The sequence below is a fragment of the Streptomyces sp. NPDC058257 genome (assembly GCF_042881845.1).
GTDB lineage: Bacteria > Actinomycetota > Actinomycetes > Streptomycetales > Streptomycetaceae > Streptomyces.
The window spans coordinates 15,674-30,335 of the sequence record NZ_JBHVXJ010000015.1 but is presented as its reverse complement, the minus strand read 5'-3'; the positions used below and the strand labels follow the sequence as shown (position 1 = coordinate 30,335).

The 14,662-nt window shown below is 70.4% G+C and carries 13 protein-coding genes; 3 read left to right on the top strand and 10 right to left on the bottom strand.

Going from position 1 to position 14,662, the window contains the following annotated elements; all coding sequences use genetic code 11:
* Window positions 1-18 precede the first annotated feature (18 nt).
* The 6 genes from ACFVXC_RS29780 to ACFVXC_RS29755 all read right to left on the bottom strand — a co-directional run bounded on the left by ACFVXC_RS29780 (window position 19) and on the right by ACFVXC_RS29755 (window position 6,414).
* Window positions 19-1,329, bottom strand: a complete 1,311-nt coding sequence (locus tag ACFVXC_RS29780) for an alpha-glucosidase/alpha-galactosidase (protein ID WP_389911223.1) — start codon at window positions 1,327-1,329, stop codon at window positions 19-21.
* Window positions 1,326-2,282, bottom strand: coding sequence for a carbohydrate kinase family protein (locus ACFVXC_RS29775; RefSeq protein WP_389911221.1), 957 nt, complete (start codon window positions 2,280-2,282; stop codon window positions 1,326-1,328). The genes ACFVXC_RS29780 and ACFVXC_RS29775 overlap by 4 nt, the downstream gene beginning before the upstream one ends.
* A gap of 50 nt (window positions 2,283-2,332) precedes the next feature.
* Window positions 2,333-3,223, bottom strand: coding sequence for a carbohydrate ABC transporter permease (locus ACFVXC_RS29770; protein WP_389911219.1), 891 nt, complete (start codon window positions 3,221-3,223; stop codon window positions 2,333-2,335).
* Window positions 3,223-4,173: a carbohydrate ABC transporter permease gene (locus ACFVXC_RS29765; RefSeq protein WP_389911217.1), complete on the bottom strand. Its 951-nt coding sequence runs from the start codon at window positions 4,171-4,173 to the stop codon at window positions 3,223-3,225. The genes ACFVXC_RS29770 and ACFVXC_RS29765 overlap by 1 nt, the downstream gene beginning before the upstream one ends.
* 10 nt (window positions 4,174-4,183) lie before the next feature.
* On the bottom strand, window positions 4,184-5,512 hold the full coding sequence (locus ACFVXC_RS29760; RefSeq protein ID WP_389911214.1) for an ABC transporter substrate-binding protein: 1,329 nt from the start codon (window positions 5,510-5,512) through the stop codon (window positions 4,184-4,186).
* 80 nt (window positions 5,513-5,592) lie between these two features.
* On the bottom strand, window positions 5,593-6,414 hold the full coding sequence (locus tag ACFVXC_RS29755; protein ID WP_389911211.1) for an endo alpha-1,4 polygalactosaminidase: 822 nt from the start codon (window positions 6,412-6,414) through the stop codon (window positions 5,593-5,595).
* A gap of 268 nt (window positions 6,415-6,682) precedes the next feature.
* On the opposite strand from ACFVXC_RS29755, the gene ACFVXC_RS29750 reads away from it, so the two are divergent.
* Window positions 6,683-7,441, top strand: a complete 759-nt coding sequence (locus ACFVXC_RS29750; RefSeq protein ID WP_389911209.1) for a DeoR/GlpR family DNA-binding transcription regulator — start codon at window positions 6,683-6,685, stop codon at window positions 7,439-7,441.
* A gap of 30 nt (window positions 7,442-7,471) precedes the next feature.
* Here ACFVXC_RS29750 and hemC read toward each other — a convergent pair whose 3' ends face one another.
* Window positions 7,472-8,407, bottom strand: a complete 936-nt coding sequence (gene hemC / locus ACFVXC_RS29745) for a hydroxymethylbilane synthase (RefSeq protein ID WP_389911206.1) — start codon at window positions 8,405-8,407, stop codon at window positions 7,472-7,474.
* 178 nt (window positions 8,408-8,585) lie between these two features.
* Between hemC and ACFVXC_RS29740 the strand changes: the two genes are divergently transcribed.
* Entirely contained in the window at window positions 8,586-9,065 is a 480-nt protein-coding gene (locus ACFVXC_RS29740; RefSeq protein WP_389911203.1) for a GNAT family N-acetyltransferase, read from the top strand.
* 34 nt (window positions 9,066-9,099) lie between these two features.
* Here ACFVXC_RS29740 and ACFVXC_RS29735 read toward each other — a convergent pair whose 3' ends face one another.
* The 3 genes from ACFVXC_RS29735 to ACFVXC_RS29725 form a co-directional block, all read right to left on the bottom strand.
* A complete protein-coding gene (locus ACFVXC_RS29735) occupies window positions 9,100-10,623 on the bottom strand; it encodes an MFS transporter (protein WP_389911200.1) in 1,524 nt (507 codons plus the stop codon).
* Window positions 10,624-10,635: 12 nt separating this feature from the next.
* Complete coding sequence (locus ACFVXC_RS29730; protein ID WP_389911198.1) at window positions 10,636-12,192, bottom strand: MFS transporter; 1,557 nt, start codon at window positions 12,190-12,192, stop codon at window positions 10,636-10,638.
* A 131-nt stretch (window positions 12,193-12,323) separates the two neighbouring features.
* Entirely contained in the window at window positions 12,324-12,737 is a 414-nt protein-coding gene (locus ACFVXC_RS29725) for a VOC family protein (protein WP_389911195.1), read from the bottom strand.
* 406 nt (window positions 12,738-13,143) lie between these two features.
* Between ACFVXC_RS29725 and ACFVXC_RS29720 the strand changes: the two genes are divergently transcribed.
* Window positions 13,144-14,649 (top strand): ABC transporter substrate-binding protein, encoded by a 1,506-nt coding sequence (locus ACFVXC_RS29720; RefSeq protein WP_389911192.1) that lies wholly within the window; start codon window positions 13,144-13,146, stop codon window positions 14,647-14,649.
* The last annotated feature ends 13 nt before the right edge of the window (window positions 14,650-14,662 follow it).

Genomic DNA, 14,662 nt, shown 5'->3' with positions numbered 1-14,662 from the left:
GTGACGGCCGACGGCCGGTCAGTCGCCGAGGAGTCGGCGCAGGGAGGGCTGGAGCCGGTCCCCGTGAGCGCGGACCATGTCGTCGCACAGCCGCCAGATCTGCTCCACGGGAAGCGCCGCCGCGGTGGCGGGGTCGGTCATCGCCGCGTGCCGGATGTGGCGCGGCTCGTCGTCGATGGCGGCGCGGACGACCAGGTCGTTCATGCTCAGGTAGGTGCGGTTGAGCGCTGCCAGCTGCGGGGGCAGGGATCCGGCGCGGGTGGGCTGGATGCCGGAGGCGTCGACGAGGCAGGGGACTTCGACCACCCCGTGGCTCGGCAGGTTGTCGATCAGGCCGTGGTTGGGGACGTTGCCGTAGACGGTGCGCGGGGTGCCGGTCACGATGCTGTGGATGATCTGAGGGGCGTACTCCATGGTGCCCTCGACGGTGAGCGGTTCGCCCGCGGCCAGGGCGTCCCGGGTCTGGTGGTAGGCGGCGACGTTCTCGTCGACGATGCCGAGGTAGGCGCCGATCGGCAGGCGCAGGCGCTCGATCTCGCTGTCGTGGTGCAGGTACCAGGGGACGTACTCGGAGGAGTGCTCACTGGTCTCGGTGGGGTAGTAGCCGAGCCGCCGGTACATGTCGACGCGGACCCGGCGCCGCAACTGCTCGTCCTTGGCGATCAGTTCGTCGAGCCGGGGGTAGAGGTCCTTGCCCTGGTGCTCGAAGCGCAGCACCCACGCCTGGTGATTGACGCCCGCTGCCCGGTAGGTGATCTCCTCGTACGGGACGCCCACCAACTCGGCCAGGTCGCGCATGGTCCAGTACACGGAGTGGCACAGGCCCACCACCTTGGTCAGTCCTGTGGCCTCGGTGAGGTACTGGATGTTCATGGCCATGGGGTTGGTGTAGTTCAGGAGCCAGGCGTCGGGGCACACCTCGGCGATGTCCTCGCCGAGCGCCTTCAGGAGCGGGAAGGTGCGAAGGGCACGGAAGACGCCGCCGATGCCGAGGGTGTCGCCGATGGTCTGGCGCACTCCGTGGCTCGCGGGGACGTCGAAGTCGGTGCGGGTGGCCTCGCCCATGCCGACCTGCACGATGTTGATGACGAAGTCCGAGCCCGCGAGGGCCTGGCGGCGGTCGGAGTGGCTGGAGATGGTGGCGTGCGCGCCCAGGTGGTCGGCGATGTACTCGGCCGCGGCCTGCGCGGTGGCCAGGCGTTCGGAGTCGATGTCGTGCAGGGCGATGTGGGCGCCCTTGAGCTCGGGGAAGGCGAACAGGTCGGCGAGCAGGCCTTGGGTGAAGACGACGCTGCCTGCGCCGATGAAGGTGATCTTGGGGTGGTTCATGAGGCGTGCGCTCCGCTGTGAGTGGTGTGGGCGAGGACTTCGTCCCGTGTGGGCTGTGCTCGGGTGCCGCCGTGGGCGCGGGTCGACAGGGACCCGCAGACGACGGCGAACCGCAGTGCCTCCTGCGGGCTCTGCCCGTCGAGGAGGGCGGCGACAAAACCGGCGTCGAAGCTGTCTCCTGCGCCGACGGTGTCCTTGGGAGTCATGGGAAGGCCCGGTGCGGACAGCAGCGACTGGCCGTTGTGGCACAGGGCGCCCGCGGCGCCGTTCTTCACGACCACCAACGGGACGCGGGCGGCGAGCAGTTCGGCCGCCCGCTCCGGGCCGCCGGACGGTATCGCGGCGAGGTGGAGGGCTTCCTGGGCGTTGGGCAGCAGGACGTCGGTCTGGGCGAGGACGGCGTCGAGAGCTGCCGGGTCCCACCGCCCCGACGGGTCGTCCTGGGTGTCCAGGGACGTGCTCGCGCCGTTCTGGCGCGCGGTGCCCAGGAGCTGGGGCAGGTCGGCGGCGAGACGCGGCTGCAGGAAGTACGAGGCGGCATGGACGTGCCGGGCGTCCGCGAGGAGTTCCGCGGGGACGTCGTCGCCGCTGATGGCGTTCAGGGTGCCCGGAGAGGTGAGGATGGCGCGGTCGTCGTCCTGGGTGAGCACGACGGTGAGCGGGGTCGGCAGGGAGGCGTCCACCTTCAGGGCCCGGGTGTCGACTCCGCGGGCGGTGAGCGCGTCGCGCATGTAGCGGCCGGCGTCGTCGTCGCCGACGCGTCCCGCGAAGGCGACCTTCAGGCCCAGGCGCGCGGCCCCGCAGGCCATGATCGCGGCCGAGCCGCCGAGGGTGAGGGACCCGGCGTCGACGAGTTGCTCGTGCTGGCCGAAGGCGAGTGGGCCGCTCAGCGGGCCCAGGATCACATCGGGGTTGGCGTCCCCGATGACGAGGAGGTCGTACGAGTACGGCATCGGATTCCTTGAGTTCCTTCGGATCGTGCGGGGAGCGGATGCGGGGGAGGTCAGCCCTTGAGGCCGCTGGAGGTGACCGAGCGGATGAAGGCCTTCTGCGCGAAGAGGAACGCGATCAGGACCGGAAGCACGGTGATCACGTTGCCCGCCATCACCGCGGACCAGCGGGTGTGGTGCTGCCCCTGGAAGGTGGTGAGGCCCAGCTGCAGCGTGTACTGGGTGTCGTGGTTGATCGCGATCAGCGGCCAGGTCAGGTCGTTCCACGTGGTGAGGAAGGTCAGCACGGCCACCGTGGCGAGCGCGGGCCGCGCGAGCGGCAGCACGATCGACCAGAGGACCCGCAGCCTCGAACACCCGTCGATCCAGGCGGCCTCCTCCAGCTCCCTGGGCAGGGAGAGGAAGAACTGCCGCAGCAGGAACACGGCGAACGGCGTGACGAGGGTCGGCACGATCAGAGCGCCGAGGGTGTCGATGAGACCCAGCTTCTTCATCACGAGGAAGGTGGGGATCATCGTCAGCTGGAAGGGCACCGCCATCGTCGCCAGCATCAGGACGAGCAGCGCCCGCGAGCCACGGAAGCGCATCCGTGCGAACGCGTACCCGCCAAGGGCGCCGAAGACGAGGTTCGAGGTGACCGCGACGGCTGAGACGATCGCCGAGTTGAGGAGCCAGCGCGGGAACATGGCGTTGCCGAGCACATAGCTGTAGCCGCCCAGGTCGATGCGCGAGGGCCACAGCGCGGGCGGGAACCTGTTGATCTCCGCGTCGCTCATCACCGAGCTGAGCAGCAGCCAGATCAGCGGCACCGCGAAGAGCAGCGCCAGCGGCGCGAGCACCATGTGCCAGGCGTTGAAGGGCAGGCGAAATCCGCGGTGGGGCAGAGCGGCGGGTTCGGCGGCCCGGCGCGCGGTGGCCTCGGGCGCGGTGGTGGTCGCGGTCATCAGGCGGCTGCTTTCGTACGAGGGGTGCGCTCACGGCCGCGGGCCACGCGCAGCACGGCGGCCACGACGAACAGGGCGAGCGCCAGGACGTAGGCCGATGCCGCCCCGTACCCCGCGGTGAAGTTCTTGAAGGCCTGCTCCCAGATGAAGTAGACGATCACCGTCGTCGAGCCGAGGGGGCCGCCCTTGGTGGTCACATAGACCAGGTCGAAGACCTGAAGGGCCTGGATGGTCTGCCACAGGAGCAGGAACGTACTGACGGGGGTGAGCGTCGGCAGCGTCACGTGCCGCAGCAGCTGCCACCGTCCCGCGCCGTCCAGGCGGCCCGCCTCGACCAGTGACTGATCGACGTCCTGCAGCGCGGCCAGGTAGATGACGGTGCACAGACCGGTGCCGCTCCACAGGGTGATGGCGACCAGCACGGACAGCGCCTGCGAGGAGTCGGTGAGGAAGCCCTGGGGCGAGAGCCCCAGGCGGTGGAGCACCGAGTTGGCCGCTCCGAAGTCCGGGTCGAGGATGAACGAGAACAGCACGCCCTGGGCGGTCGCCGAGATGACGAACGGCACGAAGAACAGGGTGCGGTACAGGCCGACGAAGCGGATCCGCCGGTTCAGGGCGAGGGCGAGGGCGAGTCCGAAGACGATGCTCAGGGGCACGTACAGGACCGTGTAGAGCAGGGTGTTGCGCACGGCCTGGCTGAAGTTCGGGTCCTGGGCAAGGGCCCGGTAGTTGTCCAGGCCCACCCAGCGGCTGGGCGTCACGAGGTCGTTGGCCTGGAAGGAAAGGAGCAGAGACCACACGACCGGCAGGACGCTCAGGCCGAGGATGACGAGCACCGAGGGGGAGATGAACGCCCAGGCGGTGGCGGTCTCACCGCGGCGCCTGCGGCGCAGGGCGCGTTGACCGTCCGGGTCCGGGGGCAGGGTCAGTGGGCGGGGAACTGATGGCATGTCGGTGTCCTCAACGCGGTATCAGGAGGGCGGCGTTGGCCTCGCTCGCGCAGGAACGCACCGCGTCGGCGGGGCTCTTGCGGCCGAGCAGCACGGAGACGACCGCCTGCCCGAGGGACTGGGAGATACGGGGGTAGGCCGGGTGCACCGGACGTACTCGCGCGGAGGCGAGCGCCTTGGTCCACACCGGAAGCCCCGGCATCTTCTCGGTGTGCTCGCGCCAGGCCGGGCGGTCCTGACTGCGGCGGCTCAGCGGAAGGCTACCCGCCTCGACGGCCCACCGGCTGTCCGGACCGGGCTGGTTGAGCCAGGTGACGAAGGTGCGGGCCGCGGTCTTGCGGGCCGAACCGTTGTCGAACACCGTCCAGGTGTCGGGGCCCGAGATGGTCACGGGGCGACGGCTGAAGCTGGGCAGGGGCACCACGTGGTAGTCGACCTTGGCCTGGGTGATGTCCGGCAGCTGCCAGGGCCCGGTCGCCACCATGCCCATCCGGCCCGACAGGAAGACCCGGTACATCTGCTCGCTGCCCGGCTTGGGGTCGACGTAGACGCTCTTGTCGCGCACCAGGTCCCGTACGACCTCGAGCGCGCGCACGCCCTCCTTCGCGAAGCCGATGCCGCGCCCGTCGTCGCCGATCACGTCGCCACCCAGGTCCCACACCATCGGCCACATGCGCCACACGGTGTCCTCGTCCCCCGTGCCGGGCCAGCCGGTGCCGAACCGTCCCTTGGAGGCATCGGTCAGGCGGCGCGCGGTGTCGGTGAACTCCTCCCAGGTCCAGCCCGCCTCGGGCAGATCGACCCCGGCCTCGGCGAACAGCTTCTTGTTGCAGACCACGGCGAGACAGTCGAGGACCGCGGGCACCGCCCTGACCCGGCCGTTGATGGTGACGGCCTGCCGGGCCGGCGCCCAGAAATTGCGCCACGGTGTCGGGCCCTCGTTCACCTGCGAGGTCAGGTCGACGACTTCGGGGCTGCGGGCGACGCTGGCCAGGTCGGAGCCGAAGACGTAGGCGATATCGGGGTACGAGCCCGAGGCGAGCGCCGCCGTGATCTTCTGCAGCATGGCGTCGGCGAGCACGCCGCCGCCCATGTCGACGTTGATGTCCGGATGGGAGCGGTGGAACCGCTCGACCAGGCCCTTGATGACCTTGGCGGCGCTGTCCGTCTGGCCGTGCCACAGCTGGATGGTCACCCGTCCGTCGGGGCCGACCCCGTCCGCTGGCCCCGTGCCGCAGCCCGCGAGCGCTCCTCCCCCCGCCACGAGCGCCGCCGCGCCACCCGCACGCAGCAGACTGCGCCGCGACGGTTCTCCCGGCGCTCGGGGTACTGCAACCATCACTACCTCCAGGGGGGTCGGTGCGCCCGCGGCGCGGGAAGGCCGTGGGACGGGACGTCACACGGCGGGGAGGGCGTGGGTCAGCAGGTCTTGCGGACGTATCCGCTGCTGCCCGCGGGCGACACGTCGACATCGCGGCGCACGATGCTCAGCTTGCCGCCCCAGCCCGCGCAGGCCTTGCGCAGACCGTCGGCCGAGTACTCGATGACCACGACGTCGTCGCCGAACGCGGAGGTGTAGTCCCCGCACTCGTCGTACACGCCGCACTCCTCGGCGACGGCGAAGTCGAGACCGGTCTCGTCGCGCGCGTCGGCCAGTTGCGGGGTGTTCTTCTGCGCGGCGGCCAGGCCCTGCTCGTGGGCGCGGGCGGAGAGCAGCTTGACGAAGGACTTGGCCTGAGCGGCCGTGAGCAGGTCCGGGAAGCGGGTGAAGGTGTCGTAGTTGTCCGGCTCGACGGCCTGGAAGCCCTTGTCGGCGCAGCCGTCGATCCAGCCGCCGACCTTGGCGGCGATCCGCTTGCGCTTGTCGGCGGTGCGGATGTCCAGGACGGCCTCGCCCCAGTCGCCGTCGTACACGACGTCGCCGTCGGCGTCCCGCAGCAGCAGGTCGGCGTCCCAGTCGCCCTCGTCCCCGGGCTGTGCCTGGAAGGCGTTGAGGTAACAGATGTTGTACAGGCCGGGTGCGGGGGCCGCCGTCCGGTCCCGGCTGACGACCTTGACCCCTGAAGGCGGCGTGTACGCGCCGCCTATCTGGTAGTCGAACCCGGCGTGAGCCGGCGGCAGCGCGACATCGGACGGACCTGCGGACGCCGTCGACGGGAGGGCGAGAAGGCAGGCGGCAGCGGCGGCGGTGAGGGCCGCTGACGCGGCGATACCCCTGCGTGTGACACGGTTGAGGCTCATCTCAGAGCTCCAGATATCTGAGGGCACGTCCCCGCCTCGGACACAAAAGGGTCCTGGCGACTTAGTCCGGGCTCATGGCCGAGGCCAACTACCGGCTAGGCGTACCTCTGCGCCGAGTGCTCGACATCGGCGTGCCAGGGAGTTAATCGAGCAGCTTCAGTCATGTCAAGAGAAGGGGACTGAGGAGCACTTGGTGAAATCGCGCAGAAACGCGCAGTAATTCTGCGAGACTATGCTCGGAACGGCGATGGAGGGCTATGCTCGCCCAGTGCTGAGAAGCGACCGCCATGCGCGGATACTTGAGCACGTCTCTGCCCAGGGCAGCGCGGACGTGCAGCAGTTGGCCGGGCTGCTCGGGGTCTCGCAGGCCACCGTGCGCCGTGACCTGGCGCAGCTGAGCGATCAGCGGCTGCTCGAACGCACGCACGGCGGCGCGGTCCTCGGCGGCCTGAGCATCGAGGTGCCGCTCCAGCACCGGGTCGACCAGCGCTCCCCGCAGAAGAAGGCCATCGCCCAAGCCGCCGCCGACCTGGTCCCCGCCGGTGCGGTGGTCGGTCTCACCGGCGGCAGCACCACCACCGAAGTGGCCAGGCTGCTCGCCGACCGCGGCCCCGTCACGATCGTCACCAACGCCGTCAACATCGCGGCGGCACTCGTCCTGCGCCCGACCGTCACACTGATCGTGGTCGGCGGCACCGCCCGCAGCGAGAGCTACGAACTGGTCGGCCCCATCGCCGAGAAGACCCTCGCCGACCACCACACGGACATCGCGTTCCTCGGCGTGGACGGCATCAGCGCCGCCCACGGGTGCACCACGCACGACCAGTTGGAGGCGGCCACCGACCGTGCCTTCGCGGGCCACAGCAGCCGCACCGTCGTGGTCGCCGACCACACCAAGATCGGCAGGGCGACGTTCGCCAAGATCTGCCCGACCGTCGGTGTGCACACGCTCGTCACCGACGCCGGCGCGCCCGGGGGCGAACTCGACGCCATCGCCGCCGTCGGCGTGCAGGTCACCGTCGTATGAGACGTCGTACGAGCCGACCTACGAGCTCCGTCAGTGCGCGATGGAGTCGATCAGTTCGCGGGCGCCCTGGCGAAGCAGCGTCACCGCCACGGACGTGCCGAGCGTCGCCGGATCGAGCGGACCCGCCCACTCGTGGGCGTTGAGGACCGTCTTCCCGTCCGGGGTGAAGACGGTGGCGCGCAGCGAGAGATCGCCGCCCCGCTCGCAGCGCGCGTACCCGGCGATGGGGGAGTTGCAGTGCCCCTGCAGCACATGCAGGAACATGCGCTCGGCGGTCGCCTCCCGCCAGGCCTCGGGGTCGCCGAGCCCCGACACGGCGTCGATGGTCTCCGCGTCGTCCTCGCGGCACTGCAGCGCCAGGATCCCCGCGCCGATCGGCGGACACATCGTCTCCACCGACAGGACCTCGGTGGCCACGTCCATACGGTCGATGCGCTCCAGGCCCGACACCGCGAGCAGCAGTGCGTCCGCGTCGCCCGCGGCCAGCTTCTCCATCCGGCGCCCGGCGTTCCCGCGCATCGGCACGCACTCCAACTCCGGGTGCGAAGCGGCGAGCTGGGCGATGCGGCGGACCGAGGACGTGCCGATGCGGGTTCCCGCGGGCAGCTCGTCCAGGGTGAGCCCGCCGGGGTGGATGAGCGCGTCGCGGATGTCGTCCCGCTTGAGGAACGCGGCGAAGGTGGTCCCCGCGGGAAGCGGCCGGTCCGCCGGTACGTCCTTGACGCAGTGCACCGCGAGATCGGCCTCGCCCGCGAGCAGCGCCGCATCGACCTCCTTGGTGAACGCGCCCTTGCCGCCGAGCTTCGCGAGGTCCCCCATCCAGCGGTCGCCGGAGGTCGTGACCGGCACGACCTCGGTGCGGATACCGGGGTGCAGCGCGGCGAGTTCGGCGCGTACGCGCTCCACCTGGGCGAGCGCCATGGGGGAGGAACGGGAGACGATGCGGATCAGCTCAGGAGCGGACATGCGCTCCACGATAGGCGCTTGCGGCAGAGGTCTGTTAAAGGGCTCCTCGGTTCGGCCGGGGGCCCGGTGGCGGCCGGTTCCGGGGTGCGCCACGTCCCGGGCCCTCATAGCGTGAGAGGCAGTCGGCCACCGTGCCCGCGTCTGCGCAGGTCCCGGCGTCAGTCCCCTGGGAGGCCCCATGTCCGCCGCCGCCGTTCACCAGCAGTCCCCGATCGTCCTCGAACGGATGGCTGCCACCCATCTGGCCGACGTTCTCGCCCTGGGCCGTGAGCTGTACGACACCTCGGTGAAGCCGTACACGTCCTGGTCCCTATCGGCGATCGCCGGGCACATGGACGCGGACGCGTCCTCCTGCTGGGTGGCGCTGGACGGGGACGCTCTCGCCGGGTTCGTCCTCGGCTCGATGGGATTCGATCAGCGTACGGACTGGGGGAACCTGGAGTGGATCGCCAGTGCCCCCGCTTATCAGGGGCAGGGTGTCGCGAGCCATCTGGTGCAGGCCTGCTGCGCGACGCTGACGGCCGCCGGTGCCACCGCCGTCGTGACGGACGTCGAGTCGCGCAACACCGCGTCCGCCGCGCTGATGCGGCGCAACGGCTTCAAGGAGAGCGTGTCGGTGACTCTCTTCGTACGTGACGCCCCCGACGCGACGGCTTGAGGGGCTGAGGCGCTGAGACGGCCTGACGGGCGTCTCAGCCCTCCGCGCAGTCCTTTCCCGGCTCCAACGGCGGCGCGTTGAGACCCAGATGGGACTTGCAGCGCGGGATGTTCCCCGTCTCCTCGTGCCAGGATGCCGGACGCGGCCGGATGAAGACCCCCGCCGTCGCCCCCGCCAGGACGAACAGGCCCGCGCAGCCCACCGCCGCCTTGCCGAACGCCGTGTTCAGCGCGTCCGGATCCGCGTACGCCGTCCCGGAGAGGCCCACGGCGAGGGGCAGCGCGGCGACGACGAGCATCTGGGCGACCCGCGCCGCGGTGTTGTTGACGCCGCTCGCCAGGCCCGCGCGCCCCGCGTCGACCGAGGCGAGCACCGTCGCCGTCAGCGGGGCCACGAACACGCTCATCCCCAGGCCGAGGACCACGACCGCGGGCAGGACCTCCGTCACATACCCGGCGCCGGGCTCGATCCGCAGCATCAGGAGCGCTCCGGCGCCCGCGATCAACGGGCCCGCGACCAGTGGCAGCGTGGGGCCGATCCGCCGCGAGAGCTCGCCCGCGGCGGCCGAGAGCAGCAGCATCAGGACCGTGATCGGGAGCGTCGCCGTGCCCGCCTGCAGCGCGTCGTAGCCGAGCGTCGTCTGCAACTGCACCGGCAGCATGAACAGAAGCCCGCCGATGGCCGCGTACAGGCACAGCGTCATGACGTTGGCGGCGCTGAACAGGCGGGAGCGGAAGAGGGAGAGCGGCAGCATCGGGTTGCGGCGGCGCTGCTCGACCATGACGAAGGCGATGCCCGCCGCGAGTCCGCCGAGCCCCGGCAGGAGGGCCGCCGTCTTCGACGAGTCGCCCGAGGCGCCGATCAGCGAGAAGCTGATGCCCGCGAGGAACAGCGCCGCCAGGCACGCCCCTGTCACGTCGAACGGCTTCTCCGTGGCGCCCTCGGCCCGGCTCTCCGGCACATGACGGACCGCGAGGAGCACGAGCGCGGCCAGCGGCACATTGATCAGGAAGATCCACCGCCAGCCGGGACCGTCGATCAGCCAGCCGCCGAGGAACGGCCCGATCGCGCCCGCGACCCCGCCGAGCCCCGACCACGCGCCCACCGCACGCGCCTGGTCCTGCGGCCGGAACGACGTGCGCACCAGGGCGAGCGAACCCGGCGTGAGCAGCGCACCGCCGATTCCCTGCAAGGCCCGTGCCGTGATCAGCATCCCCACGTTCTGCGCGAGCCCGCACAGGGCGGAGGCGACGGCGAACCACACGACGCCGATGACCAGGGTGCGCCGCCGACCGATGCGGTCGCCGAGCGCCCCGCCGAGCAGCAGCAGAGCAGAGAGCGTGAGCATGTAGGCGCTGACGACCCACTGGAGGGACGCGATCGAGGTGTCCAGATCACGGCCGAGCGTGGGCAGGGCGACGTTCACCACCGTGCCGTCCAGCATCGCCATTCCGGATGCCAGAACGGCACAGGCGAGGACCCAGCGCCCCCGAGCCGACGCCAGCGCGACACCACCGTCGGCGCCGTCGTTCCGGGTCGCCTCCGATACGGATGCCATCGCCCCACCGCCCTACATGTGCACCGCTCCGCCGTCCGCGTCCGAGTGGACCGGAGCTCCCCGGCGGTACAGCACGACCGTAACGAGGAGTCCGACCGCGAAGAAGACCGCCGACCACCAGAACGCGGTCGAGTAGCTCTCCATCGCCGACTGCGCCCGCACCCCCGGAGTGGGCTGCTTGCCCACGAGGTAGTTGGCGGCTGCGCTGGTCGCCAGGGAGTTGAGCAGCGCCGTGCCGATCGAACCGCCCACCTGCTGGCTGGTGTTGACCATCGCGGAGGCCACCCCCGCGTCGTGCGAGGCGACGCCCGCGGTCGCCATGCTCATCGCGGGGGCGAAGACCAGACCGAGGCCGAGACCGGCCACCAGCAGCGGCGGCAGTACGTGCGCCGCGTAGGTGCTGTGCACGTCGAGGGCGGTGAGCCAGGCCATCGCGACAGCCGCGAGCCCCATGCCGAGCGGCACGATGGGCTTCGCGCCGAACCGCGGCACGAGCGAGTTGGTCGTGACGACCGAGATCACCACCATCACGGCGACCATCGGCAGGAACGCGAGTCCCGTCTTGACCGGTGTGTAGCCGAGGATCTGCTGGAGGTAGTACGTCAGGAACAGGAAGACGCCGAACATCCCGGCGCCCGAGATGAACATCGCGAGGAACGACGCGGCACGGTCCCGGGCGAGCACCACCCGCAGCGGAAGCAGCGGATGCGTGGCCCGCGTCTGCCACCAGGCGAAGGCGGCCACCAGTACGGCGCCGACCACCAGGAATCCCCAGGTCTGTACGTCGCCCCAGGCGTGCGACTCGGCGTTCGAGAAGCCGTAGACGATGCAGAAGAGACCCGCGGAGACCAGCAGGGTGCCCGGGACGTCGAGCTTGGGCCGGTCCGCGGGCCTGCCGCCCTGGAGCAGCCGGGCGCCGCCGAGCATGGCGAGCACCGCGAAGATCAGGTTCACGTACAGGCACCAGCGCCAGTCCAGATACTCGGTCAGTGCGCCGCCCAGGAGCAGCCCGACCGCGCCGCCCGCGCCCGCGATGGCGCCGTAGATGCCGAACGCCTTGGCCCGCTCCTTGGGGTCGGTGAAGGTCGTGGTGAGCAGCGAAAGCGCGGCAGGCGCGAGGAGGGCGCCGAAGACGCCCTGGAGGGCGCGGGCCACCACCAGCATGGTGAAGCTCGTCGCCGCACCGCCGAGGGCCGAGGCGAGCGCGAAGCCGCCGAGACCGGCGAGGAAGACCACTTTGCGGCCCACCAGGTCGGCGATGCGCCCGCCGAGGAGCAGCAGGCTGCCGAAGGCGAGTGCGTAGGCGGTGACGATCCACTGGCGGTTGCCGTCGCTGAACCCGAGGTCCCGCTGGGCCGATGGCAGCGCGATGTTCACGATCGTGGCGTCGAGGACCACCATCAGCTGGGCGATTCCCACGACACCGAGGATCAGCCAGCGGTGCTCGTGGCTCCCGCCGCTCGGCTGTGGGGGAGGGGAGGCCGTGGATCCTTCGGTCCGTACCGGGTCGAAGGGTTCCGGGTCGAAGGGTTCCGGATCGAAGGGTTCCGGCGGGGGCGAGCGGTCCATCGGTGCCTCCAGACGCCCCCGCCACACAAGACATCCCCGTCACACCGTAGGCGCGCTGATCGGAGCCCGCGACCGGGGCCCGGCGGGGCCGGGCCCCGGAAGAGGGACTGTCTGGTTCCGTAGGTGGACGATCAGCTCTGCGGCTCGCTGATGTTGACCATCCAGGGGATGCCGAAGCGGTCCGTACACATGCCGAACACGTCGCCCCACATCTGCTTCTCCAGCGCGACGGCCACCGAGCCGTCGGCGGAGAGCTTCTCCCAGTAGCCGCGCAGCTCGGCCTCGTCGTCCCCGCTGATGCTCACCGAGAAGTTGTTGCCCGGGTTGTGCTCCATGCCCGGCGGGGTGTCGGCGCCCATCAGGGTGAAGCCGTTCGGCGCTTCCAGCATGCCGTGCATGATCTTGTCGGCGACCGGCGTGCCCTGCTGACCGGCTTCGCCGAAGGTGTTGAGGGCCAGCTCGCCGCCGAAGACCTCCTTGTAGAACTCCAGAGCCTGGCGGGCGTCGCCACCGAAGCTGAGATACGGGTTGAGGCGCGCGGCCATGAGAACCTCCAACGGGGTGGACGGTCAGTTGCGCGGACAGTAGCGCGGCGCGCTGACAACGGCCCGGCGAGACCGGTCGCGGGGGACGCGGCACGTCGTCCCTTGATGGACGGAAGTCGGACGGAAAGTCCGCTGGATGTAGGGCCCAGCCATTTGTCGCAGCCGGTTATTCAATCTTCATCAAATCCGGTCCGGCATCCGGACGGGCCTCTTGTGTGCGGACTGTATGCGAAATACGTTCTGCCGTATTCCTTGATCGTCCACGATCAGCCCGGAACCACCCTGGCGGAGGTACCTACCCGTGCGCCGAAAAACGGTTGCCCTGGCGGCAGTTGCCCTGGTGATGTCCACAACGGCGGGCTGCGGTTCCTTGCAGTCCTCGGCCACCGAGGTCGGCGGTGAGCGTATGACCGACGACCGTCCCGTGCGCGACGGCGGCACCCTCACCGTCGCCGTCAACGCCGACCCGGACAAGCTCGATCCGACCCTCGCGCAGACCCTCGTGGGCCGCACGGTCTTCGCCGGGATGTGCGAGAAGCTCTATGACATCGACGAGCACGGGACCGTGATCCCACAGCTCGCCACCGCCCTGCCCAAGACGTCGAAGGACGGCCGCACCGTCACCTTCGGCCTGCGCGAAGGCCTGAAGTTCAGCGACGGGACGAAGCTGGACGCGGCCGCCGCCGTCACCTCGCTGCTCCGCCACCGCGACCTCGCGGGCTCGGCGCGCGCCACCGAACTCGCCCCGCTCGCGGACGCGGAGGCGACTGGACCGTACACGGTCAAGCTCACGCTCAAGCAGGCCTACGTGCCCCTCACGGCCGTCCTCGCGGACCGCTCCGGCATGGTGATGTCACCCGCCGCGCTCAAGAAGTACGGCAAGAACTTCACCAACCACCCCTCCTGTGTGGGCCCGTTCAAGTATGTGGAGCGGGTCGGCGGCGACCGCATCGTGCTCGCCAAGGACCCGAACTACTACGCGGCCGACAAGGTCCACCTCGACAAGGTGGTCTACAAGCCGATACCCGACGGCAACGTCCGCCTGGCCAACCTGCGCTCCGGCGACATCCAGGTCGGCGACCAGATGACACCCGTCGACGTACGCAGCGCCCTGACCGAACCCAAGCTCCAGCTCTTCAGCTCGCCCTCGCTCGGCTACCAGGGCATCGGCCTCAACGTCGGAAACGTCAAGGGCCTGGGAGAGGAACCGGGGCGCGTCGACACGCCTCTCGCGCGTGACCCCCGGGTCCGCGAGGCCTTCGAGCTCGCCATCGACCGCGAACTGATCAACAAGGTCGTCTTCCAGGGCATGTACGAACCCGCGTGCGGCCCCGTCTCGCCCGAGTCCGCCATCGCACCCGGCGTCAAGGCCTCACAGTGCCCCGAGCGCGATGTGGCCAGGGCCAAGCGACTGCTCAAGGAGGCCGGGGTGAGGACTCCGGTGCGCATCGAGCTGAAGGTGTCCACGACGCCCGAGCACAGCCGCCTCGGGCAGGTCATCCAGGCCATGGCCAAGGAGGCGGGGTTCGCCGTCACGCTGCGCCCCACCGAGTACGCCACCATGCTGGAGGAGACCGACTCCGGGCACTACGAAGCCTTCACCAGCGGCTGGTCGGGGCGGCTCGACCCGGACGGCAACATCGCCAGCTTCCTCCAGACGCGCGGCGCGATGAACGCCTACGGGCTCTCGGACCCGGCGATCGACCGGCTCGTCGAGCGGGGCCGCGCGGAAGCCGACCCGGAGGAACGCGCCAAGATCTACGACGAGTTGACCCGGCGCGCCCATGAGCGGCGCGGGCTCATCTACCTCTACCGGCAGAAGAACTACGTCGTCGCCGGCAAGGACGTCGCGGGCGTCCGCGTCTATGGGGACGGCCTGATCCGCGTCACGACTGCGGGGTACGCCCGATGAGCCTGAGCCCTCC

What these genes read in the sequence shown, in the direction of transcription:
- ACFVXC_RS29780 (WP_389911223.1), bottom strand. Translation starts at nt 1,329, where the DNA reads ATGAACCACCCCAAGATCACCTTCATCGGCGCAGGCAGCGTCGTCTTC.
- ACFVXC_RS29775 (WP_389911221.1), bottom strand. Translation starts at nt 2,282, where the DNA reads ATGCCGTACTCGTACGACCTCCTCGTCATCGGGGACGCCAACCCCGAT.
- ACFVXC_RS29770 (WP_389911219.1), bottom strand. Translation starts at nt 3,223, where the DNA reads ATGACCGCGACCACCACCGCGCCCGAGGCCACCGCGCGCCGGGCCGCC.
- ACFVXC_RS29765 (WP_389911217.1), bottom strand. Translation starts at nt 4,173, where the DNA reads ATGCCATCAGTTCCCCGCCCACTGACCCTGCCCCCGGACCCGGACGGT.
- ACFVXC_RS29760 (WP_389911214.1), bottom strand. Translation starts at nt 5,512, where the DNA reads ATGGTTGCAGTACCCCGAGCGCCGGGAGAACCGTCGCGGCGCAGTCTG.
- ACFVXC_RS29755 (WP_389911211.1), bottom strand. Translation starts at nt 6,414, where the DNA reads ATGAGCCTCAACCGTGTCACACGCAGGGGTATCGCCGCGTCAGCGGCC.
- hemC (WP_389911206.1), bottom strand. Translation starts at nt 8,407, where the DNA reads ATGTCCGCTCCTGAGCTGATCCGCATCGTCTCCCGTTCCTCCCCCATG.
- ACFVXC_RS29740 (WP_389911203.1), top strand. Translation starts at nt 8,586, where the DNA reads ATGTCCGCCGCCGCCGTTCACCAGCAGTCCCCGATCGTCCTCGAACGG.
- ACFVXC_RS29735 (WP_389911200.1), bottom strand. Translation starts at nt 10,623, where the DNA reads ATGGCATCCGTATCGGAGGCGACCCGGAACGACGGCGCCGACGGTGGT.
- ACFVXC_RS29730 (WP_389911198.1), bottom strand. Translation starts at nt 12,192, where the DNA reads ATGGACCGCTCGCCCCCGCCGGAACCCTTCGATCCGGAACCCTTCGAC.
- ACFVXC_RS29725 (WP_389911195.1), bottom strand. Translation starts at nt 12,737, where the DNA reads ATGGCCGCGCGCCTCAACCCGTATCTCAGCTTCGGTGGCGACGCCCGC.
- ACFVXC_RS29720 (WP_389911192.1), top strand. Translation starts at nt 13,144, where the DNA reads ATGACCGACGACCGTCCCGTGCGCGACGGCGGCACCCTCACCGTCGCC.